Genomic DNA, 21,994 nt, shown 5'->3' with positions numbered 1-21,994 from the left:
TGAGACTTTCACCTCATACGGCTCCTAGTTTGACCGTCTCCTTGTTAAGAGTACAGCATTATCTCTTCATCAAGAGCTGTTTTATCATCGTGACAATGGCGATGTAATAGTTGAAGGTTTTTGTATTCATCCTTTCCGCCATGGCTTCTAGGTACAATGTGGTCTACTTCAATTAAATCTGATGGGGTAAAGAATTGCCCACACCAGGTACATCTACCTTTTGGTTTTTTGAGTAGTTTTGCTACCCTGATTGGCGTGTCGATTGCTTGTCCTCTCCTGGTTGCCCAGTAAGTCCAATTTCCGTCGTATGGTGTTGCGTCAGGGCGTATTAGGGTATGTCTGGTAATTGGAGTCCAATTGTGATTGAACAGATGTCACCCATCTTTGGTTTGGAACAGCCAATTTTCGTGCCTTTCTTTCCCATTGCTAAGTTTAATTGTTCCATGTCTGAAATAATTTCTTAGCTTTTCGTGACTTGCCTTTCCGCATCTCGATACTGTCCATGCCCTTAACATTTGCCAGATTATGTAGTCTAGCTTATTGAAGGTCTCTGTTGAGACTACCGCTGAATAATAGTTTGACCATCCCCGAATAATTGGGTTTAGATGATTAATCAGGGCTGATTGAGGTGCAGTTTTATGTTGTTTAATTACACCTTTTATCGCTTCTGTGTGGGCTTTAATTGCTTTGTGGCTGGGTTTTATGTGGGTTTTATGTCCGATTAATCGGCTTGCTGCCCCGCCTGTTTTCCCAGTTTTATATTTTCCTACTGGATATTGCCTGATATTGAATCCGATAAAATCAAACCCAGGTTCTTCTGTTTTGCCATTATACTCAATAGGTTTGAGTGTGTGACAAATTCGAGTCTTTTCGGGTTTAATCTCTAATCCTACAGGTTTTAACCATTTGGTGATAGCAGTTTTGCACTGTTCAATGATTCCTAGGTCTTTTGAGATAATCACGAAATCATCGGCGTATCGTATTAGGTTGGCTTGAGTGACTGTTCCTTTGTTTGGATACAGACTCTTGATTAACCTTTCCATTCCCAACAGTGCGATGTTGGCGAGTATTGGACTTATTACCCCTCCTTGGGGTGTCCCTGTTTCTGTTTCCTCGAATACACCGTTATCTAGCACTCCCGCTTTGATCCATTGTTTCAGGTCTCTTTTTAGGCTGCTTGGACAATGAATTTTGGACAGTAGGTAATCATGGTTCACGGTAAGAGCATTTTGCTATATCAGCATCAAGAACATAATATTGTCCCTTGTTTATGGCAGTATAAATCCTGCTAATTGCGTCATGGGCTGACCGTCCTGGACGGAACCCGTAGCTTGTGCTTTCAAATCTCGATTCCCATTCAGGTTCGAGAGCCGACTTAACCAAGGCTTGCCTTGCTCTATCTTGGATTGTGGGTATTCCTATTCCAGCTTTTTTCATCCCTACCAGGTTTTGGAATCCAAACCCGTCGCAGTGGTTTTGCTTTGAGGTTTCCCTTAATGTTCTTGACCAGTTCAAACCTTTGTCTTGAAGAGATTACTCTTACTCCATCTACTCCGGCTGTCTTCTTGCCTTGATTATCTTGGGTCACTCGCCGCACTGCTAAGAGCCGGGCATAGTATGATTTCACCAATAGACGTTGCCACCTTCGTGCCTTAGCATTTTGTCCCGATTTAGCTGCTTGAAATATACTCTTTTGGAGCTTGAAAACTTTCCGTTGAACCTTAGTCCATGGGATTGCTTTCCATGCGTTGTTCGTAGTCTTGATTGGTTTTGGTTTCCCAAACCCTTTCTTTAAACTCGCTATCGCCATTTGTACACCTACTAGACTCTATTTCTTGACAATCAAACCGTGACCTGTTAGCATATCCCTGCCATTACAGTAGGGCGTTGGCTTTTGGTCACATCTCACACCCTCTAGGACTTGCGGTTACACTTTTCCCTACTGAGGTATCGACCATACTCTCAGAGTCCATGAGGGCTTAAAACGTTCCGTTTATATGGGCATTCCATCTTTTAGATTTGTCCTTTCCACCGGGGTACTTTTAAAGGTCTGTGTAGGTATTATGAAGAAATTCCTACTTTTCCCCTTACTCTTTTGAGTGCAGCGTGTCAACCTGTTTCGCTACTTTCTAGTTACGATGGTTCAAGCCGGACATTCGGTTTCCCTAATCATGGATGGTTGGCAGTGGTCTCGCTTCTGATGTTAGGTTACATCTCGGAGCCTTCCGTTCCCCGCTTCAATCCTGGGGTTGTGATTCCCAAAACTGGGGGTGGCTATCGCCGTTACCCTAATTTCCTAACTTTTACTTATCCATTTTTGGGATTCCTATAAGGAATTTGTATGGGTTAGTTCGTTTTGACCTTGGGTTCCCTGCCTTGTTTGGTATATCTCTATACCGAACGTTGGGACATATAAACAGTTAAACAGTTATGAGGATGGTCAGGAGTGCGTTCCTTATATTCAGCCAAGGGGTTGAAGTCCCCACCAGGCGGTTATTTCAGGTATTTCAACCCTATTTCATGCCTGAACGTTTCGCACCCCCATGAATAGTATAGCACAAGACAGAACATTTAGGACGTATAATGGCAAGGATATCTACAGAAGACCCAAAATGCCAGCCCCCTACAGTTACGACCTTAGACAAAAAGTTATTAATGCAATTGAACTAGACGGTATACCCAAAACCGAAGCCAGTCAAGTTTTCCATGTCAGCAGGAACACTATCAATCTCTGGCTGCAAAGAAAAGAACACACCCGCGACTTCCTCCCTAAACCTAATCGCCCACCTGGTCATAGCCACCAAATTACCGACTGGCACAAATTCAAGGCTTTTGCCCAAGAGCATGGCGATCAAACCTCCGCTCAAATGGCTCAACTTTGGGATGACGACATCTCTCCTCGCACCATATCCAGAGCCTTGAAGAAAATTGGCTTCACCAGAAAAAAAACTTACGGCTACCAAGAAGGTGATGAGCAACAGCGAGAGGCGTTTATTGCTCAGATTCAACATATGGAGCCGGAAGAGTTGGTTTACCTCGATGAAGCTGGCATGAATAGTCAAGACTCGGATTATCCTTATGGTTACTGCCAGGAAGGACAACGCTTCGATGCCCTCAAATCCGGGAAGAGGCAGGGCAGGGTGAGCTATATGGCGGCATGGTGTTATCAACAACTCTTAGCTCCCTTTACCTTTGAGGGTTGTTGTAATCGGACAGTGTTTGAGTTGTGGTTGGAGTTTATCTTATAGCACCAGACAGGAAAGTTAGGACGTATAATGGAGAGGACGAGATGACTAAGAAGACCAAAAATGCCAGCCCCCTATAGTTACGACCTCAGACAAAAAGTTATTGATGCAATTGAACTAGACGGTATGCCCAAAACCGAAGCCAGTCAAGTTTTCCATGTCAGCAGGAACACTATCAATCTCTGGCTGCAAAGAAAAGAACACACCGGCGACTTCCTCCCTAAACCTAATCGCCCACCTGGTCATAGCCACCAAATTACCGACTGGCACAAATTCCAGGCTTTTGCCCAAGAGCATGGCGACAAAACCTCCGCTCAAATGGCTCAACTTTGGGATGACGACATCTCTCCTCGCACCATATCCAGAGCCTTGAAGAAAATTGGCTTCACCAGAAAAAAAACTTACGGCTACCAAGAACCTGATCAGCAACAGCGAGAGGAGTTTATTGCTCAGATTGAACAGATGGAGCCACAAGAAGTGGTCTACCTCGATGAAGCCGGCATGAATAGTCAGGACTCGGATTATCCTTATGGTTACTGTGAGCAAGGACAACGCTTCGATGTCCTCAAATCCGGGAAGAGGCAGGGCAGGGTGAGCTATATAGCCGCATGGTGTCATCAACAACTCTTAGCCCCCGATCGCTTTGAGGGTTGTTGTAATCAGACAGTGTTTGAGTTGTGGTTGGAGTTCATCTTAATTCCAACACTGAAGCCAGGTCAGACTCTAGTGCTAGACAATGCAACGTTTCATAAAGGGGGACGGATTCCTGAGCTAGTGGAGGCGGCTCAATGCCGTTTGCTCTATCTACCACCTTATTCGCCAGACCTCAACAAGATAGAGAAATGTTGGTCGTGGTTGAAAGCCCGCATTCGCCATTGCACGTGAGCAGTTTGATTCTCTCGATGATGCCATGGATTCCGTTCTCAACACTGCGTCCTAACCACCTTGACTCATGCTATAATTCCAACATTGAAGCCAGGTCAGACTCTAGTATTGGACAATGCAACGTTTCATAAAGGGGGGCGGATTGCTGAACTGGTGGAGGCAGCTCAATGCCGTTTACTCTATCTTCGGCCTTATTCGCCAGACCTCAACAAGATAGAGAAATGTTGGTCGTGGTTGAAAGCCCGCATTCGCCATTGCACGTGAGCAGTTTGATTCTCTCGATGATGCCATGGATTCTGTTCTCAAGGCTGCGTCCTAACCGTATTGACTAGTGCTATAACTACCCGGTGAGGATTCCAGCTCCGAATCTGGATATAAGGAGACCTCTCCTGACCATCCTCATAACTGGTTATATGTCCCGACGCTTAGGGAACTAAGCAAGGCAGGAAACTCAAGGTCATAAACGAACTGAGAAATCAGGGAGTAGAGAGTAACGGCGATAGCCACCCCCAGTTTTGGAAATCATAACTCCAGGATAGAAGCGGGGAACGGAAGGCGTGAGGTAGAACCTACTACCAAGACGCGACCACTGCCAACCATCTATGATTAGGAAGACCGAATGTCCGACTTGAACCATCGTAATACACTAGCAGCGAAATAGGTTGACACGCTGCGATCAAAAGGGCAAGGGGAAAAGTAGGGGGTTCGTCCGACTACCTACACAGACCTTTAAAAGTACCCCGGTTCTGAGGACAAATCTAACGATGGAATGCCCATATAATCGGAACGTTGTAACCCCTCTAATGCTCTGCCTATAAACAAGTGAGTAATGCTATTCACAAGGCAGTAGTGAAAAATGTAAGCGCATGCTTAGAGGGTGAAGGATGTGACCAGAAGCTAAAGCCCAATTGTCATGGTTGGGATATGCCCAATTGTCACGGTGTGGATATAGATACTGCGGTCAGTAAGAGTATAATGGCGAGGACGAGTTTAAAGACTACGTGGTGCATATAGCTCTGAACATCGAAGTAGAAAGCAGGTCTGTTGATTCTGCTCCTTTGACAAATAGGGTATCCACACCAGGAGCCGTGTGATGGGAAACTATCAAGCACGGTTCTGAATGGGAGTTCGGGAAGGTGACTTCACTCTCGACCCCTAACTCTTTGAGGGGGTAAGATGTGACCAGAAGCCAACGCCCGACTGTAATGGTAGGGATATGCTAACGGGTCACGGTTTGATTGTAAGAATAGAGTTTAGTAGGAGCTTATATGGCGCAAGCGAGTTTAAAGAAAGGCTTTGGTAAACCCAGACCAATCAAGACTACGAAAAACGCATGTAAGGCAATCCCATGGGCGAAAGTTCAACGGAAAGTTTTCAAACTCCAAAAGAGGATATTTCAAGCAGCTAAATCGGGACAGGATGCAAAGGTCAGAAGGTGGCAACGTCTATTGGTGAAATCATATTATGCCCGACTCTTAGCAGTGCGGCGAGTGACCCAAGACAATCAAGGAAAGAGAACAGCTGGAGTAGATGGAGTTATTACAATTTCTCCTAAGCAAAGGTTTGAACTGACCGAGAAAATCAAAGGAAATCTTAAAGCAAAAGCACTTAGGAGAGTATGGATACCAAAACCTGGTAGGGATGAAAAAAGCTGGAATAGGAATTCCTACAATCCAAGATAGAGCAAGGCAAGCCTTGGTTAAGTCGGCACTCGAACCTGAATGGGAATCGAGATTTGAAGATACAAGCTACGGGTTCCGTCCAGGACGGTCAACCCAAGACGCAATAGCCAGAATTTACCTGAGTATCAACAAAGGTAAATACTACGTGCTTGACGCGGGTGCGAGACGTTCGGGTATGAAATAGGGCTGAAATGCCCGAAATAACTACCCGGTGAGGATTCCAGCTCCGAATCTGGATATAAGGAGACCTCTCCTGAGCATCCTCATAACTGATTATATGTCCCGACGCTTAGGTAACTAAGTAAGGCAGGGAACTCAAGGTCATAAACGAACTGAGAAATCAGGGAGTAGAGAGTAACGGCGATAGCCACCCCCAGTTTTGGAAATCATAACTCCAGGATAGAAGCGGGGAACGGAAGGCGTGAGGTAGAACCTACCACCAAGACGCGACCACTGCCAACCATCTATGATTAGGAAGACCGAATGTCCGACTTGAACCATCGTAAAGCACGAGCAGCGAAATAGGTTGACACGCTGCGGCCAAAAGGGCAAGGGGAAAAGTGGGGGATTCTGCATTCTACCCACACAGACCTTTAGAAGTACCCCGGTCGATAGGACAAATCTAACGATGGAATGCCCATATAATCGGAACGTTGTAACCCCTCTAATGCTCTGCCTATAAACAAGTGAGTAATGCTATTCACAAGGCAGTAGTGAAAAATGTAAGCGCATGCTTAGAGGGTGAAGGATGTGACCAGAAGCTAAAGCCCAATTGTCATGGTTGGGATATGCCCAATTGTCACGGTGTGGATATAGATACTGCGGTCAGTAAGAGTATAATGGCGAGGACGAGTTTAAAGACTACGTGCTGCATATAGCTCTGAACATCGAAGTAGAAAGCAGGTCTGTTGATTCTGCTCCTTTGACAAAACAGGGTATCCACACCAGGAGCCGTATGAAGGGAAACTTTCACGTATGGTTCTGAATGGGAGGGGATGGTGGTGACTCCATTCTCGACCCCTAACATATAGCCAAATGCTCTTACCGTGAACCATGAATACCTACTGTCCAAAATTCATTGTCCAAGCAGCCTGAAGAGAGACCTGAAACAATGGCTCAAAGCGGGTGTGCTAGATAACGGCGTATTCGAGGATACAGAAACAGGGACACCCCAAGGAGAGGTGATCAGCCCACTCCTAGCCAACATCGGACTGGATGGCATGGTTAGGTTAATTGAAACAATGTATCCTAAAGTAAAAGGGGTTAAAGTTAAAGCCACCTTAATAAGATATGCCGATGATTTTGTAGTGATATCACCATCACTAGAGATTATTGAACAGTGCAAAATTGCTATCTCCGAATGGTTAAAACCTGTTGGCTTGGAAATAAAACCTGAAAAGACCAGAATTTGTCATACTCTCAATCCCATTGAGTATAATGGCAAGACTGAAGAACCCTGGTTTGATTTTCTAGGATTCAACATTAAACAATACCTTGTAGGAAAATATAAGTCTGGAAAAACTGGTGGAGCAGCGAGTCGTTTAATCGGTCACAAAACTCACATCCAACCCAGCCAAAAAGCAGTTAAAGCCCATACAGAAGTGATAAAAGGTGTAATCAAACAACATATGACAGCACCTCAATCAGTCCTGATTAGCAAACTAAACCCAATCAGAAGGGGATGGTCAAATTACTATTCAGGGGTAGTCTCTGGAAAGACCTTCGTTAAGCTAGATTATATAATCTGGTTAATCTTAAGGGCATGGACAATATCAAGATGCGGAAAGGCAAGTAACGAAAAGCTAAGAAACTATTTCAGACATGGAACGGTTAAACTTAGCAACGGGAAAGAAAGGCACGTAACTTGGTTATTCCAGACCAAGGATGAATTAACATTATGGCAACATAATTGGAATCCGGTTGTCAGACATATCCTAGTACGCCCGGAACCAACACCATACGACGGAAACTGGACTTACTGGGCAACCAGGAAAGGACAAGCAATCGACACACCAAATAGGGTAGCAAAACTACTCAAGAAGCAAAAAGGCAAGTGTACCTGGTGTGGGCAATTCTTTACCCCATCGGATTTAATTGAAGTAGACCACATTGTACCTCGAAACCAAGGTGGAAAGGATGAATACAAGAATCTTCAACTACTACACCGCCACTGCCACGATGATAAAACAGCTCTTGATGAAGAGAGGTTGCTGTACTCTTAACAAGGAGGTGCGAAACGTTCAGGCACGCGCATAGGGTTGCAATACCCGAAATAACTGCCCGGTGGGACTTCCACCCCTTGGTGGAATATAGGGAGTCGCTTCCCTGACCATCCCATAACTGTTTATATGTCCCGACGCTTAGAGAAATCTAAGCAAGGCAGGGGACTCAAGGTCAAGACAGAACGCTTGAACGGTGGGAGTTGTGACCCACCTAGTATAGCATGAAGTTGAGAGTAACGGCGATAGCCACCCCCAGTTTTGGGAATCATAACCCCAGGATTGAAGCGGGGAACGGAAGGCCTGAAGTAGAACCTACTACCATATGCGACCACTGCCAACCATCCATGACTAAGGAAATCTGAATGTTCCGACTTGAACCACCGTCATAAGAAGGTAGCGAAACAGGTTGACACGCTGCGCTCAAAAGAGCAAGGGGAAAAGTAGGGGTTTCTCTTTACTACCTACACAGACCTTTAAAATTACCCCGGTGGACAGGACAAGTCTAAAGATGGAATGCCCGTATAAACGGAACGTTTAAACCCCTTTTAGGCTCTCGGCAGGATGTACCTGCACAGTAGTGAAAAGTGTAAGCGTATACCTTTAAGGGGAAAGGATGTGGCTGAAAGCTAATGCCTAACTGTAATGGTTAGGATATGCCCACTAGCCACGGTGTGGATATAGAGACCGCGACAATTAAGAGTTTTATGACGAGTGCGAGTTTAAAGACTACGAGGTTGTATATAGCTCCTAAAGTTGAGGTTACAAAGCGGGGGGTCGTAGCCCTGTTCCTACTGACAAATAGGGTATCTACATCAGGATCCGTGTGCTGGGAAACTCGCAAGCACGGTTTTCAATTGGAGTTGGGGAAGGTGACTTCTCTTTCGACCATAACACAGTCAGGCTAGGAGCCGTATGAGGTGAAAGTCTCACGTACGGTTTTGTATGGGAGGGGGAGATGGCGACATCTCTCTCGACCCCTACTCAGTTCGAGGAAGGTATGGAAGAGCAGAGAGAGGATATTAAGGGTTGCCAGTAAAGAGGAAAGATGCTGCTTACCATGGCCGAAATTGTGTTCCAGATTGTAGCCCTTGGTCTTGAGGGTGTTGTGGTTTTCATTTTCCACCTTCCACCGGGTTCGCCCTGCCAGCACGACTTCTGCGACATTTTCCTCACTGAGGGGATAATTCGTAGCAAAGGCATTGTGATAGCTCACCTGGCCATCGGCAGTGGTGACGGTGAGTTCGCACCAGTTGACCAACAGGGCATCATCACTGTCTCTGAGGGGCACGGCGTTGAGATAGCGGTAGGTATAGGTTTCCTCGACTTTCCCGGTCCAACCAAGGGTTGTGACTGTGGGTAGCTCAATGCCATCAAGGTGTTCATGGAGGGTGGTGTGGGACTCCTGACGACAGACGAGGATGAAGTTGAGTTGGTGCTTTAGAAATTGCTCACACAAGGGTTGGTGACAATACAGGTCATCCCCTAAGACCGTAACGTTCCATCTACTGATACGTTCCCCTTGCCGCGATAATCACCGTTTGGCTGCCGCCGTCTCACAGTCCTGCTTGTCATGACCATCTTGGGGCACGATAAATTCAGGAACCAAGGGAATCAGATGCTTTTGTCCTGGACAAACGATGACCGCAGTCACCACCCCATGGAAGTAATGGGTTGCCCCAGACTTATAGGTGCGTGTCGAGCACTGGGGGCAGTGGATTTTCTCCGAACTCAAATATTCAGTCCCATCCAACGCCACTAACAGACTGTTGGCAATAGAACGGAATTTTACCAACTGCCCCTGGACTTCGAGCACCGGCAAGATATCCTCAAAGACCGGAAAGATGTGGTCTGGTGACACTGTCGCCCAAAAATCCCGGATGTGGTTGTCGCCGGGAATTTGATGAACCCCAAACAAGCTTTGAGCATTGCTCTTGCCTTTGTTGCCTTCCATCGTGCGTTGATAGGCAAGGAATGATGGGGTTTGAGTGAAGAACACACTAAACGCGCGATTGGCTGCGTCTTCCATCCCATAGTGGCTATTCTTACCAGTAGGCTTGTCCGGTAACGAGGACAAACGCTGGCGAAAAGAACTGACGATTGTGTCAAACAACTCATGTTTTTCCAACGGCTCTGACCCTATTGGCTCTTGGATGTCCTTACAGTACCCCATTTTCCGTCCTTGAGTCGCTTTTTTCTCAAATGAGAATTGCTGATATCATCCAATGCCTATTGACATATAGGTGTCAGCTGATCTATAATGGAGAGGTTTGAGTACAACGGGATGTAGCGCAGCTTGGTAGCGCGCCTGCTTTGGGAGCAGGATGTCGCAGGTTCAAATCCTGTCATCCCGATTTAACTTAAACCCTTATCCTGACTACTATCGCGGGAATTGCTTTAACCCGATAGTCGTACCTAATTACTCAGATATTACTCACAATCTAGTCCTAGCACAGGAAAATAATTCTGTCAATAGGATGATTACTCAGTCAATAAGCACAACTTAATCAATCTGTCAAATACCCATACCACCCCCCAACCAAACACCGATAGGGTAACTCCCTTGTGATACCCGTCAATAGCAAGCCTATCGGTTCGTTCCTCACCATTGACTGCTATCACGTCGGTCGCACCCCCAAGAGTGTTTGTTCCGGTTGGGGGGGAGGATATGTTTCAAAATCAACCACGACAACAGCAGAAGATAATTCCCCAAGCTATCAAAGATACACCTATCAATGTACAAAGATATCAGACCGCCTTTCAGTATCAGATTATGAAAGTATGGTGGCGATCGCTCGCAAGGTTATCTATGGGTCTGATTCATAATCTCCGGTGAGGGGAAACTATGAACTATCATCTACCGGAACCAACCCGATACCCCCAAACAACTTTTCAACTGGTGACAATTACCGGGATGGGACTCGATACCCACATAATCCTCAGCAAGTTTCCAATCTTTGTTGGCAATCACCCCGTGCGGAAACCGATACCAACATAATCAGTTCACCCCCAAAATCTTAGCCGTAGGTTGTAGGTAAAGCTATCTGTTAGGGGTAAAGTAGTTCTGGGTATTATCTGGACATGATAGGGTAAGCATTCATATAAATTTTTAACAGTCCGTTGCAACAGTCCGTTAGCCAAAAAATAAATAGACACCCCCATAGTCAGAAACCATAGGGGACCATTTAAGTTATTGGGGTAGCTGTTAGGTGTTAGCTGTTAGGTGTTAGGGTTTACGCCAACCATCATCATCAATATCATCTCTGTTGATTGGGAGATGGGGTGATTGCTTTTTATCTTCTAACTGTTTTTTACCAACTATCTGAACTAACTAATTTTTCAAAAACTCAAATAATATGTCTAACTTTTTATTGTTTAAATCTAGTTTAGACTCAATTATTTTATTGCCTATCAATGAATCAATGCCCAAATAAACAATAACAGTGATCAATAACAGAACCTCTAGTATTATTATACTCATTGCATTAATCTCCAAAAATAAAGGGTAAACCATTTAATCCTCTCCCAGGGTTCAAATATTGAGTAAAAATTACTATATGGTGGTGATTCAATTATTTGATATTCATTTAGCCAAATAGTTTCACGTTTAACCATCATATTCTGCTTCACATCATTGTATGTGTAAAATTTTAACCATCCTGCCATTTTCAAATAAATAGAAACCTGGTCTGCATCAAATAATATCCTCACAAATTTACTACCTGATATATCTGGCAATTGTTTACTTCCGTGTGGGGTATCATCCTCTTTGATAAAGTATTGGTTGTAAGCTAAAAACCAATTAGTTTCAGATATATCATATTTGTTAGACATTATCTCACCTGCTTGATTACATTATCGTTATCCGTGTCACACCATAAATCACCTACACTTAAACCTGTAGGGCTTGTCGGTAAATTACTGATATTAACATTTGTAGATGCTGTTGATTTACTTAGTGCCTCTAATTTTGGGGATAATTATTGAATCCCTGCCACTAATAAAGGAACTAATGTTTCATAAAGAATCGTCAGATAATCTATGTTTTTGTCGTCAACTTCAGGGCTATATGTGTGGTCATCTTTAACCAATTAAACTGCATCAGGATAAGACTGTTGAACCTCTTGTGCGATTAAACCTATTTTTGTTTATTGTGTAGAAAATCCATGGCTGCCAACTCATTATATTGAAATTCAATTACATTTAATTTTTTAAGTAAATTTAAGCCATTAATACTCTGAGCACAAACTGTTTTAAGTCTAATATACGAAGAACCTTTAACATAATCTCCACTATCGTTAATCAAAGATACGTTTGTGTGTTCTACTCTAAATCTAGTATGTACTCCAGATGATGAAAGAGTTGAGCTCTTTATAAAATATGTCTGCCCGTTATATAATTGTATTGAATATCTATCGCTAGGAGCAGTTCGCCAAACATCGCTTTGATGAAAATTAATACCATGATATATAAATACTCTAGGATTAGCATCTGCTTCTAATTCTATAGAATAATTCCCTTGATGAGAAAACGCCCAGCTATTTGCTCCAACTCTACTATTTAGTACTAAAGCCGTAATTGGATTATCTCCTATCCGGCGGATGTCAAACCCCCTCCAAACATTAAAATCAATAAGCATATTTCCATCAGGAAAACTTTCATTAGTTGCAAAAGTTACTGGATTATTTGTTATGTTAAATGTTTTAATTCCTGTTAAAGTTTGATTACCTGTAGTTCTAACTACAGTTGAATCTACATTAATTGTTCTATTAGCTGCTAAAGTTCCTCCTCCTGATCAACCATCTCCTGCTGTTAATGTAATATTTGAATGTGTGTGCGTTGTGGGAGTCCTAGCGTCAGATAATCTACTATCATTACCTTGACAGGCTGTGCCTGCTTGCCGTAAGCAACTGCCCATGTTGTTGCAGCACTCCCATTAAAATTATTTCCAGTTAATCCCGTACCATTTGTTAATGTATTAGGAGTATTGGCAGTTATTGTTATATTGGCACTACCATTAAACGAAGTCCCATTAATTGTTCTAGCAGTTTGAAGCGTGGTTGCAGTTGCTGCATTACCTGTAATATTAGAGCTTGTAAAAGCTAATTGTTGCCAGCTACTCCAGACTGCATTTACACGATTTCTTTGATAAATATCTTCTCCTCCAAAAGGTATCATTGTTTGAGAAATCGCAGAATTCTTATGTCTTTGTACAGTACAAAAACGCCATGAACTTCCCGGACTTTGATTTAAAAGAGAACTCCCTTGAGCAAAACCTGTTGTTAACACATCATTCCAATCTCCTGTTACAGTTATTGAAAGATTTGGTAAAGCACCAATTTCTGCTAAACTCCAACTTACATTTCCAGAGCCGTTTACTGATTTGCCTGTAGAACCAATTGTTAAAGTCCGAGCAGTTCCCCAGTTTACAGTAGTAATATTTGCTGTTCCATTAAAACTTGTTCCATTGATTGTTCTTGCTGTTTGAAGTGCTGTTGCTGTTCCGGCGTTTCCACTTATTGACCCGGTAATTAATGAATTAAATGTTTTAACTCCTGTCCATGTCTGATTCCCAGTTGTAATTATCCCTGAATTAGTTGCACTAGCTGTAGGTAAAGTAACATTAGTTCCTGTTGATGATGTAACTACAGGACCTGCTGTTGTTCCTGCTGTTACTCCTAAATTAGTTGCTACATTTACTTGTGCGCCTGCGGCTATTCCATTCAATTTATATTTATCAGCAGAAGTTAATAAACCGGCGATGCTCGTCGTAGCTGCTGGAATAGTAGCGTTAGTTCCGGTACTGCTTGTTACCGTCCCTTGGGCTGCCCCGGTAGTGTAGCTTAGGTTGGTGGAAAGGCGGCTATCATCACCACGACAAAATGTATTTGCCGTGCTACCGAAAGTACCGGTAGTAACAGCGCCTAATGTGGTGGTAATTAACGGTAAATTAGCCGTAGAACCTATAGTTCCGGTATTGCTAATGTTACCGTGTGTATGGCTAGTTGGCGTTCTAGCATTTGATAATCTGACATCGTTACCTTCGGTTACAGTTCCAGTAGTTGTTCCGAAGTTTTTATGAAATGCTGTATTTTTGGTAAAAGTAGGCTCTTTACCGTCTAATGCACCTTGAAGTCCTGTAACATTTGCAATAGTATGTGTATGTTCTGATGGAGTAAACGTTGTCGGTTTACTTGTAACTTCAGACCAAGTAGGTAACCGTGTTGCGGTAGCAGGCGCACTACTGATGTCGCCCCATAGATGACCGTGACCGGATGGCGCGAACGTAGACGGTTTGGACGTTATTTCAGTCCAGCTATGGGAATGAGTAGATGTGGGGAAAGTGCCAGGTTTATTAGTAATATTATTCCAAGTTAACTGAGTTAATTTGACTAAATTAGTATTGGAGTCAATAACTGCTTGTATCCGTTCATTAGTTAAATACAGATTAACTTCACCTTCTGGCAAGTCATCGGTTGATTGCCCAAATTTACTAGAGTAAATGTTGAAATTAGTCATAACTGCCTCTATATTCATCTTAGGGGGGATTCCCCCTAATTATTATTAACCTACAGTAACAAATTCAATTAAAGTTATTGATACGTTAGCGCTAGATTCCGCGATAGCTTGTAAATCGCTACCACCAATTGTTAGCATAACTGTATCACCTGGTTTAACCGAAAATGCAGCGTCTGACACGCTATCGCCGGTAGGGTCTAAAATCAAATGAACGGGTATATTAGACGGGTTTTTGATAAATACATTACGCCAGTTTGTGTTAGCATTTTCTGCTACTCATTCGGCAACTGTATTAGCCGTTAAACTAATAGTGCTTGTAACGGGAGTACCTGGTATCTTAGCAGTAATATTGAGAGTGTCTAAATTTAAAACACTGCTATAAACTGAGAAACTCATAATCACCTACCTCTTAAATAATTCTATTGTAGTCGGTTAGTAAGTGATTGTCTGCTCTAACCCGACAATCTGCGAAACACTATCCTCTGTCATTCCATAGATGCTGGCAGTAGATTTTAACTCGTCATCCTATGCAGTATTAGGGGGTAGCCATAAACATTGACCTGGTATGCAATTGCTGATGTGTCCATGACTAAACCAAACCCCAACGCTACCCGTATTCTGCAAGTGTAAGCGATATCTGTAAGTATTGGCGGCGCGGATAAGTGTAGGGGTATTACCTACGGAAATACCAAAATTTCGGGTTGAGTTAATGATGGTGTTTTTGGTAAGGTATCAAGTTGGTATTCTGCCATACCAAAAATATTAATTTAATCATTATTGTGCAATTGATTTAAACATCTAGCTTTTCATACAGAATGTGAATCTATAGCTAATCCTTCTGTCTGATTGGTAATCAACTCAATCAATAGGTTTTCTGTGTGAATCCCCCCAGAATAAGGGAGTTTTACGATACCTAGATTTAACCTGTTTTCTGTTGCTAGGTTCCCATAAAATACCGGTAAGCTGATAGAACCTTGTCACACATCTTGTTTCTTTTCCCATCTTTGATAATAACTATATTCTGGATAAATTTTGGGTATTTTTGATTGATTGAGACTAGGGATATAGCACCTAGCATTCAAGCTAGAGACATAAGCGTAAGCGGTAATATCATAACGACATCTGTCAGTTATCAAGCCTTCTAAAATCGCGCCATTAAATAACTCTACGGCGTTATGCCAATTGCTGGCATTAATTTCCGTAGCCATATTTTTAATTCCCCTCATGGATAGTCCTCAATTATTTTGTAATATTATATAATATTTCTAATTTATTAATAGCCTTCAATAATTATTCAGCATGGTTAGAGACACTCTAAAAATTAGAGACACTCTAAAAATTAAAGATACTATTAGGTCAAGCACACCCAGGAATATTGGTAGGTCAGGAGGAGTAAGTTCAGGTTTAGCAGGAGATTTAGGCGACCAAACATCTTCAACAATGGACTTTGGTAGGGGTTTACCGTATGCAAGGGAAAGAGATAGAGGAGGTGTTCCCGGATTAGTAAATCCTTGGGACCCAATCACCAGAGTGCCGCGTGGAATTAACCCAGAAGACCATGGTAGGTGGAAAAGGGAAGATGATGCGCGGCGAGTAGACGAGGAACCACCAAAGAGAGATGAACCAAAGGGAGGTAAAAAACCACGCGGCGGCAGAAGTGGCGGTGGTGGTAGCGGGAGAAGTTTTGGGGGTCCTAATTCAGGTGACAAAATTGATGATGATAAAGGAAGGCGACCAGGCGATAGTTCAGATGATGATTCAGATGATGATTCAGACAATGGAAATGGCGGAAATGGCAATATCGGTTGTACCATAAAAGCTGATGAAAAGTACAGCGTTGAAGAGTTCGACAGACAAATGGGTAGCGGGGGATGCTGTAATCCTCCACCAAGTAGAAGTAGCATCACTTTTGTTAGTCACATGGGTGGGAATCCGAGGTGGGGGGAAACTCCTCAACCAACAGGAAGTGAGAGGTTTTTTATAGGCAAGGACGGTGGGAGTCTGAGTGGGCATACGGCGACCCTGATTTAATGTATGAAAGTGTAGGTGCATTTTGTGATTCGTGGATGGAATGCACAGAATTTGATTATGTAATTCCCAACTTTTCCGCGAGCACAAAAGATATCCCGCCAGGCATCGGAGGAGGAGAACCTGAAAATAAAAAAGAACCTGAAAATATACGAACGATAACAATACCAGATATGAACGAAGAATGTTGTTGCGGAATGATTAGAAGGATTTACGAGTTGCTAGACCCTGAATCCTTTCCGGCTGAAATGCCTGAAAAAATAACGGTTAATGCTAATAATCCAGAGAACATAATTCAACGAATAAACACATTACCAGAATGGCTAATGTACAGATTTGACATCGATGATGAAAGATGGGGTGAATTTGAAGTTAAAGTAGAGATTGATGATGTCAATCTAATGATAAAAGCAGAAGAAAAAGCCGAAATAAAATTACCTAACTTAGCTGAATCAATTGCTGAAATATTTGGTATGGTAATGGAAATTTCTATCTCTCATCAGGTTACAGAAAACGCTGTTTTAACGGCGTTATATGAAGCAGGTTTGGCTCACGCGGCAGCCTTTAAAGCTGGTAGTGAAGTATCTAAAATAATTGATTATTTAGAATTTGCTACTGAGAAAAAATACGCAAAAATTAAAACAGCCTTTACTCCAGAAGCTGATAATTTTGAGGAACTACTAGAACCCAATAAAAGCCAGGTTAAGATTACCAACCAGAAGGATGCGAAAGAAACATGACAAACAACATTAAATCAAATTAAAGAAATATTTGCTTACGTGCTCAAGGTACTTTACAGGTGAACAGTAATGACCCAGCCAAAGACATATTAGCCGATTTAACGCGGTTATATGATTCAATGAAAAAACAAGACGATATCAGAGAACAGGAAACCAAAAAAGTACAAGAATTATTGAAAAAAGACTTTCCTGATATCAAGATAGAAACCGAATTGATTGACGGCGATAACCCACTAAGAGGGACTTTGTAATGGTTGCCAGAAGTGCAAGAATGCTAAGGAGTACTCGTAGCTTGTCTAGCCGTCAAACCCGTAGCAGTATAGGTAGGAATGGCGTTAGACAAGTTAATTTAGCCCAGAGAACATCTACGGGTTGGTTTGGCACATTATGGGCAAAAGTTTTGGAGGTTGGCTATGGGAAGGAATTACTAAGTTTTTATCTAACTTTAGCTTTGAGAAAGTAGCGACATTTATTACCTCTAATTGGGACAGCTTTTGGAATTTTAATTGGAATATTAGCGATAGTGATATTGATAGAAACATCCAAAATATTGCCGGACAATTTATAACCACCACGGCTGGGTTTTTAGGTAATATGGCTGGGAAATTAGTATGTGGTGTTTTACCAGTAGCAGGTCTTGCATTTCTCAATAAAGCGGCCGCTATGCATGTAGCATTAAGCAAGGGGCATGAAATGCTTATGGAAGTATCTACAGCTGTCGGTTCATACGTTAAACAGTCATTTAACATGGCTATGAAAGCAATAGCATGGACGTTATTTAAACACGGTAGACGGGTTGTTAAAATGTTTTTAGATAAAAGTCCTTCAACACTTGCAACGGCTATTGTTTCAATGGTTACTGCTGGTAAAGGAACGATTGAAAAGTGGGGTGACGAAAAAGGTGAAGAATGGAGTTTCGGGAAACAGAGAAGGGAAGCTAGGGAGAAATTACCAGAAAGCTATGACGGAAATATTAACACTATTTGGAACCAAGACAGTTCCGAGGAATTCGGGGATGAGTTTAGCGAGAACTGTAAAGAGGCTATTGTGTTAGTCGCTCAAGGTTTAGATGAATATATGGCATTACAAAGAATAGAAGAAAATAGACAACAACAATTAGTTAACGCGGTTATAGAAAACAATGGATAAAGATTTAGACTAGTGTCAAGCCTGCGTAATTTACCGGAAAACGTAACTAATGCTTGGGCTCAAACTGAAATACTAGGAAATAGAGATATAGGGCAATTTGTAGGGTCAGGTGATTTTCCGGAAATCAGTACGTCAGCTAATCTTAAAATACAGTTAACTTTGGTTTTGTACAACTACGAAAAACCTCCATATTGGACTAAAAATAGGCAGTCAACACTGCAAAAAACTCAAATAGAGTTACCGTCGGTTAGTAGGGATAAAATTACATGGGATAGGTTACAAAGGATATTTACTCAACCCAGTCAGCATTTACTAAAGAAAATATTAAAGTTAATTGCACTATAAATAATGGTAGAAAGTTTGCGTTTTTTATTAATGAATTTAGTAAAAATGAGGCAGAAAATATCTGTAAACAATTAGTTGATTTAACTGACGCTAAAATCGTGTATCCTATTACCTTCGAGGAAAGGAAAGGTTTTGGCGGTAGGGAAAATGCGAAAAGAATCAAAGAGAGCAAAATGTATATCAGTGAAGTGAAAATACTTAACTGGGAATTAATTGATAAATTTGAACAAGCTAAAATCGACTTAGGTGAAAGTAGTGCCTTGGCGATGTATCAAGACCCTAGAAAAACCCAAGTCAAAATTCCTCTACATTTCCAGAGAAAACCTAGTTGGGTTGATAATGCCATACGGAAAGCTACGAGGACATCGTTAGAGTTAAAAACTGGAAATCAACCCCCAACTACAACCTAATCATTGAGTCATATCAGTCACTAACTATCATCCACGATGAAAGAGATTACGAACATACTTAGACATGGTTAAACTGGTAGTTAGCGTAATGTTGGTATTGGTAGCGTACCGTCGCGTTTAACTCAAAAGCTGCTACATATATGTAGCTTCTGTTGAAAGAACCATAGCAGCCACAATCAGCAAATACACTGCTATAGTCTAGGTATTGAATAAAATCAAGGTGAGATTATAGCTACTAAGAAAACGCTAGGTGCTGCGACACTGGAAAACCAATTACTTGAAATTATTGAGCCAACCCAACGAATGCAATCGACTGCAAGTAATAATCCTGATGGTGCAACCGTAGTCACTGCTTATACCCGAAATATGGCTACAGGTCTCGTAACTGTTTCATTGTCAATTCCAACAGACGATGTTTTAGACCCTACTGACGGCAGTATTGATGTAATAGCTACAGAGCTATTTGTTGATTAATAGATATCGGGTAGGCACTAATATCATCGTTTTACCTACCCTGACTTAAATCATGTAGAACAAGAGAGTTATTATGCCTTTAAGCGACGCATTTAACAGAGACAAAGAAGACTGGGTAGAAAAGTTAGCCACAGCCAAAGGCTCACATTTAGGTCGTAGTCTAGTAGTTGAAGTTCCAGTAGATGCAACTTCAAAAATAGGCGTACCTATGCCTATGCTTTGACTCCACGTTTTAAGTGGAGGGTCAGTATCTAATGAACCAACGGCCGTCAGGAACTTAACCATTTGGACACCACCTGTTAGGAATACTTCCACGCCTAATACTAACAGACGTAATATCATAAAAGGCAGTCGGGTAAGAGCATACAAGAAGGCTGAATACACTCGTTTCTTTGTTGAGGCCCCGGTTAATCCTGGCTATTGGCGTAAATACACCCAAACACGGGTAGGCGAAAAAATACTGAGATTTATCAGTATTAAAGCACCTCCTATCGTTTCTGTTAGTGGCTTGTTATATGTATTTGCTCACTATTTTACTATCAAGCCAGCATCATTAAGAACCTATAACAGTATGTTCAGAATTCCTAGCAGCGATGGGCTGGCCCTAGCTAACCTGGGTGAATTAACTGTTGAGAGAAGTGAAGCACCAAACCAAGTACAGGGTGATCTTCCTGCTAATGCTCCTGTTAAGTCACCTGGCAGTAAGAGTAAGAAAAAATAAACCGCCAAAAAGTAGACAAAGAGAATTGACCACTATATAAAAAAATAGTGGTCTTTTGTTTGAGTTGTATGTGGCGATAATTTAAACATTTCACAATTATGGTATAAAGTCAATAATTCTTTTATTTTTTGGGCTTATATATTTCTGATTTATTTATAAGTATTAATTAGGTTAAAAATAATAATCATAAACAACCAAAAATATCAAAAACAGTGATTTCCAACTCAATAACTCAATCGTATTTTTTAAAAATGATTTTGTCAATGAGTTGAAAATAACTGACAGATGCGTAAAAACCAAAATACATTAGTAGACCAAAATACCGCTATTTACCAGATTGACAAAGACAGCGTAAAAACCAAGGATACACATGGACTCTCACCTAGTGAATATCTGGCAATCTTAAAAAGGTTCAGCAACTTTGCCGGATTTCTTGACCAGGTAGTTCCTTATCTGCCATATCCCAAAACATCACCTATCTACACATTAAAAGAAAAGTTAGTGTTTGCATCTGTAACGGACGAAAAGGACTTTAATCTGGAATTAACCTACTCTGAGATTATCGCGTTAAAGAATAGCATTAAAGCTATTCTAACTCTGATTAAACTTGGTGGTGGTGTCAAGATGCCACGTAAAGTTTCTGGTGCTATTGCTGACGATATCGCTGCCTTGGAGGGTCACTTTTTTAATCTCTCCGATAATCATGTTGGCCCGGATATCCCTGAGTTATCAACCGACCCTGACCCATTTTCAGTCTGGCTTCAGGGTTAATCCCTAACAGTCTAATTACAGCAGTCTAATTGGGAAATAGAAAAGGCTACCCGTAAAAAGGTAGCCAATACACCAAACATCGAGGACTATCACCATGATATCAAAGCACTGGAAAGAAGTGCGGTTAAATCTCAGGAATATTAAACTTGACCCGTTGATGTATATGGGAATGTCGTTTGCTATAAAGGTTCCTAACTATGCAGGAAGAGGAAAACTTCAATGGCAATTAACAGCCGTTAAATTTTACCATGAATTTCTGGCTTATTATGTGGGAAAAATCATGAAAAAAATTAATCCCATTACGCCCAGATAAAATTGAGGAAATTCTCAATAAAGCACTTGAATATTGCCGGGAAGAATGGAGGATTTATCAAGCTGAATCTGGTGGCGATAAAGAGGAGGTAAATAATGATGATTAACAAGTATCACGCCAAAGGACAATATGATGAGGGGCATTACTTTGCATCAACGCTAGAGAGCAAGGTGTATCACCTACTCAAAAAGTATGATGACAACCTATCAATACACCCCCGATTAACTTTGGTTGATCACTGTAATGATTGGAAGTCAATTACATGGAAGCCAGACTTTTATAGTCCAGTTTTCAACCAATACATCGAAGTAAAGGGAACGCTAACAACCGAGTTTAAACTCAAGATGCAATTGCTTAATTACCTTAATCCCGGAATGATTGAAGATATTTGGTTTGTCACTCGGAACAGGTCTTATCGTTGGCCAGGTATTTATTTAATGAATATCGATGAGTTCCAACGACATCTGAAAGCACAATAATTTAAGTTAATAGG

General features: G+C 41.8%; 14 protein-coding genes, 1 tRNA gene and 9 pseudogenes. 17 read left to right on the top strand and 7 right to left on the bottom strand.

Annotated features, from left to right (window positions below; all coding sequences use genetic code 11):
- Positions 1-44 precede the first annotated feature (44 nt).
- A pseudogene (ltrA, locus tag N39L_RS20230) lies at positions 45-1,810 on the bottom strand (group II intron reverse transcriptase/maturase).
- Positions 1,811-2,612: 802 nt separating this feature from the next.
- On the opposite strand from ltrA, the pseudogene N39L_RS20215 reads away from it, so the two are divergent.
- The 6 genes and pseudogenes from N39L_RS20215 to N39L_RS20185 all read left to right on the top strand — a co-directional run.
- Positions 2,613-3,245, top strand: a pseudogene (locus N39L_RS20215) (IS630 family transposase); the annotation flags it as partial.
- A 63-nt stretch (positions 3,246-3,308) separates the two neighbouring features.
- Positions 3,309-4,185, top strand: a protein-coding gene (locus N39L_RS20210; RefSeq protein WP_286131394.1) for an IS630 family transposase whose coding sequence is annotated in 2 segments (ribosomal slippage) — positions 3,309-4,121 and positions 4,123-4,185 — 876 coding nt in all. Because the reading frame shifts where the segments join, the coding sequence is not laid out codon by codon here.
- A gap of 5 nt (positions 4,186-4,190) precedes the next feature.
- Positions 4,191-4,449, top strand: a pseudogene (locus N39L_RS20205) (transposase); the annotation flags it as partial.
- A 949-nt stretch (positions 4,450-5,398) separates the two neighbouring features.
- Positions 5,399-5,969, top strand: a pseudogene (locus N39L_RS20200) (reverse transcriptase N-terminal domain-containing protein); the annotation flags it as partial.
- 889 nt (positions 5,970-6,858) lie between these two features.
- Positions 6,859-8,034 (top strand): annotated as a pseudogene (locus N39L_RS20190) (group II intron reverse transcriptase); the annotation flags it as partial.
- A 221-nt stretch (positions 8,035-8,255) separates the two neighbouring features.
- A complete protein-coding gene (locus N39L_RS20185) occupies positions 8,256-8,396 on the top strand; it encodes a hypothetical protein (protein WP_202070201.1) in 141 nt (46 codons plus the stop codon).
- Positions 8,397-8,935: 539 nt separating this feature from the next.
- Here the strand turns inward: N39L_RS20185 and N39L_RS20180 are convergent.
- Positions 8,936-10,132, bottom strand: a pseudogene (locus N39L_RS20180) (transposase).
- Positions 10,133-10,311: 179 nt separating this feature from the next.
- Between N39L_RS20180 and N39L_RS20175 the strand changes: the two are divergent.
- Together N39L_RS20175 and N39L_RS20170 are read left to right on the top strand one after the other, a co-directional pair.
- Positions 10,312-10,385 (top strand) — tRNA-Pro (locus N39L_RS20175).
- Positions 10,386-10,699: 314 nt separating this feature from the next.
- Positions 10,700-10,867: a hypothetical protein gene (locus tag N39L_RS20170; protein WP_014276167.1), complete on the top strand. Its 168-nt coding sequence runs from the start codon at positions 10,700-10,702 to the stop codon at positions 10,865-10,867.
- Positions 10,868-11,508: 641 nt separating this feature from the next.
- Here N39L_RS20170 and N39L_RS20165 read toward each other — a convergent pair.
- The 5 genes and pseudogenes from N39L_RS20165 to N39L_RS20145 form a co-directional block, all read right to left on the bottom strand.
- Positions 11,509-11,865, bottom strand: a complete 357-nt coding sequence (locus tag N39L_RS20165; protein WP_006615909.1) for a hypothetical protein — start codon at positions 11,863-11,865, stop codon at positions 11,509-11,511.
- Between the two features lie 304 nt (positions 11,866-12,169).
- The gene (locus N39L_RS20160) at positions 12,170-12,670 is read right to left on the bottom strand and encodes a hypothetical protein (protein WP_014275060.1); all 501 of its coding nucleotides are present in this window, start codon (positions 12,668-12,670) and stop codon (positions 12,170-12,172) included.
- Between the two features lie 173 nt (positions 12,671-12,843).
- On the bottom strand, positions 12,844-14,550 hold the full coding sequence (locus N39L_RS20155) for a pyocin knob domain-containing protein (RefSeq protein WP_231851969.1): 1,707 nt from the start codon (positions 14,548-14,550) through the stop codon (positions 12,844-12,846).
- Between the two features lie 45 nt (positions 14,551-14,595).
- A pseudogene (locus tag N39L_RS20150) lies at positions 14,596-14,946 on the bottom strand (hypothetical protein).
- 581 nt (positions 14,947-15,527) lie between these two features.
- Positions 15,528-15,776 (bottom strand): hypothetical protein, encoded by a 249-nt coding sequence (locus tag N39L_RS20145; protein WP_006616146.1) that lies wholly within the window; start codon positions 15,774-15,776, stop codon positions 15,528-15,530.
- Positions 15,777-15,849: 73 nt separating this feature from the next.
- On the opposite strand from N39L_RS20145, the pseudogene N39L_RS20140 reads away from it, so the two are divergent.
- The 9 genes and pseudogenes from N39L_RS20140 (at position 15,850) to N39L_RS20100 (ending at position 21,980) form a co-directional block, all read left to right on the top strand.
- Positions 15,850-17,569, top strand: a pseudogene (locus tag N39L_RS20140) (hypothetical protein).
- 20 nt (positions 17,570-17,589) lie between these two features.
- Entirely contained in the window at positions 17,590-17,781 is a 192-nt protein-coding gene (locus tag N39L_RS20135; protein WP_162097026.1) for a hypothetical protein, read from the top strand.
- On the top strand, positions 17,706-18,467 hold the full coding sequence (locus N39L_RS20130) for a hypothetical protein (RefSeq protein ID WP_231851968.1): 762 nt from the start codon (positions 17,706-17,708) through the stop codon (positions 18,465-18,467). The genes N39L_RS20135 and N39L_RS20130 overlap by 76 nt, the downstream gene beginning before the upstream one ends.
- A 12-nt stretch (positions 18,468-18,479) precedes the next feature.
- Positions 18,480-18,812, top strand: a complete 333-nt coding sequence (locus tag N39L_RS20125) for a hypothetical protein (protein ID WP_006616323.1) — start codon at positions 18,480-18,482, stop codon at positions 18,810-18,812.
- Positions 18,813-18,910: 98 nt separating this feature from the next.
- The gene (locus N39L_RS20120) at positions 18,911-19,222 is read left to right on the top strand and encodes a hypothetical protein (RefSeq protein ID WP_006616324.1); all 312 of its coding nucleotides are present in this window, start codon (positions 18,911-18,913) and stop codon (positions 19,220-19,222) included.
- Positions 19,223-19,450: 228 nt separating this feature from the next.
- Complete coding sequence (locus tag N39L_RS20115; RefSeq protein ID WP_006622122.1) at positions 19,451-19,696, top strand: hypothetical protein; 246 nt, start codon at positions 19,451-19,453, stop codon at positions 19,694-19,696.
- A gap of 1,006 nt (positions 19,697-20,702) precedes the next feature.
- Positions 20,703-21,188 (top strand): hypothetical protein, encoded by a 486-nt coding sequence (locus N39L_RS20110; protein WP_006616325.1) that lies wholly within the window; start codon positions 20,703-20,705, stop codon positions 21,186-21,188.
- Between the two features lie 94 nt (positions 21,189-21,282).
- Positions 21,283-21,607: pseudogene (locus N39L_RS20105) on the top strand (hypothetical protein).
- Positions 21,597-21,980, top strand: coding sequence for a DUF1064 domain-containing protein (locus N39L_RS20100; RefSeq protein ID WP_006616299.1), 384 nt, complete (start codon positions 21,597-21,599; stop codon positions 21,978-21,980). The pseudogene N39L_RS20105 and the gene N39L_RS20100 overlap by 11 nt, the downstream one beginning before the upstream one ends.
- Positions 21,981-21,994: the final 14 nt, after the last annotated feature.

Origin of the sequence: Limnospira platensis NIES-39 (genome assembly GCF_026000695.1) — a bacterium.
GTDB lineage: Bacteria > Cyanobacteriota > Cyanobacteriia > Cyanobacteriales > Microcoleaceae > Limnospira > Limnospira platensis.
Note: the sequence above shows the minus strand (reverse complement) of the source record. Positions and strands in the feature narration are given on the sequence as shown.

Excerpts from the sequence above, each read along its gene's own strand:
- N39L_RS20185 (WP_202070201.1), top strand. The coding sequence starts at position 8,256 with ATGAAGTTGAGAGTAACGGCGATAGCCACCCCCAGTTTTGGGAATCAT.
- N39L_RS20170 (WP_014276167.1), top strand. The coding sequence starts at position 10,700 with ATGTTTCAAAATCAACCACGACAACAGCAGAAGATAATTCCCCAAGCT.
- N39L_RS20165 (WP_006615909.1), bottom strand. The coding sequence starts at position 11,865 with ATGTCTAACAAATATGATATATCTGAAACTAATTGGTTTTTAGCTTAC.
- N39L_RS20160 (WP_014275060.1), bottom strand. The coding sequence starts at position 12,670 with ATGCTTATTGATTTTAATGTTTGGAGGGGGTTTGACATCCGCCGGATA.
- N39L_RS20155 (WP_231851969.1), bottom strand. The coding sequence starts at position 14,550 with ATGACTAATTTCAACATTTACTCTAGTAAATTTGGGCAATCAACCGAT.
- N39L_RS20145 (WP_006616146.1), bottom strand. The coding sequence starts at position 15,776 with ATGAGGGGAATTAAAAATATGGCTACGGAAATTAATGCCAGCAATTGG.
- N39L_RS20135 (WP_162097026.1), top strand. The coding sequence starts at position 17,590 with ATGCTAAGGAGTACTCGTAGCTTGTCTAGCCGTCAAACCCGTAGCAGT.
- N39L_RS20130 (WP_231851968.1), top strand. The coding sequence starts at position 17,706 with ATGGGCAAAAGTTTTGGAGGTTGGCTATGGGAAGGAATTACTAAGTTT.
- N39L_RS20110 (WP_006616325.1), top strand. The coding sequence starts at position 20,703 with ATGCGTAAAAACCAAAATACATTAGTAGACCAAAATACCGCTATTTAC.
- N39L_RS20100 (WP_006616299.1), top strand. The coding sequence starts at position 21,597 with ATGATGATTAACAAGTATCACGCCAAAGGACAATATGATGAGGGGCAT.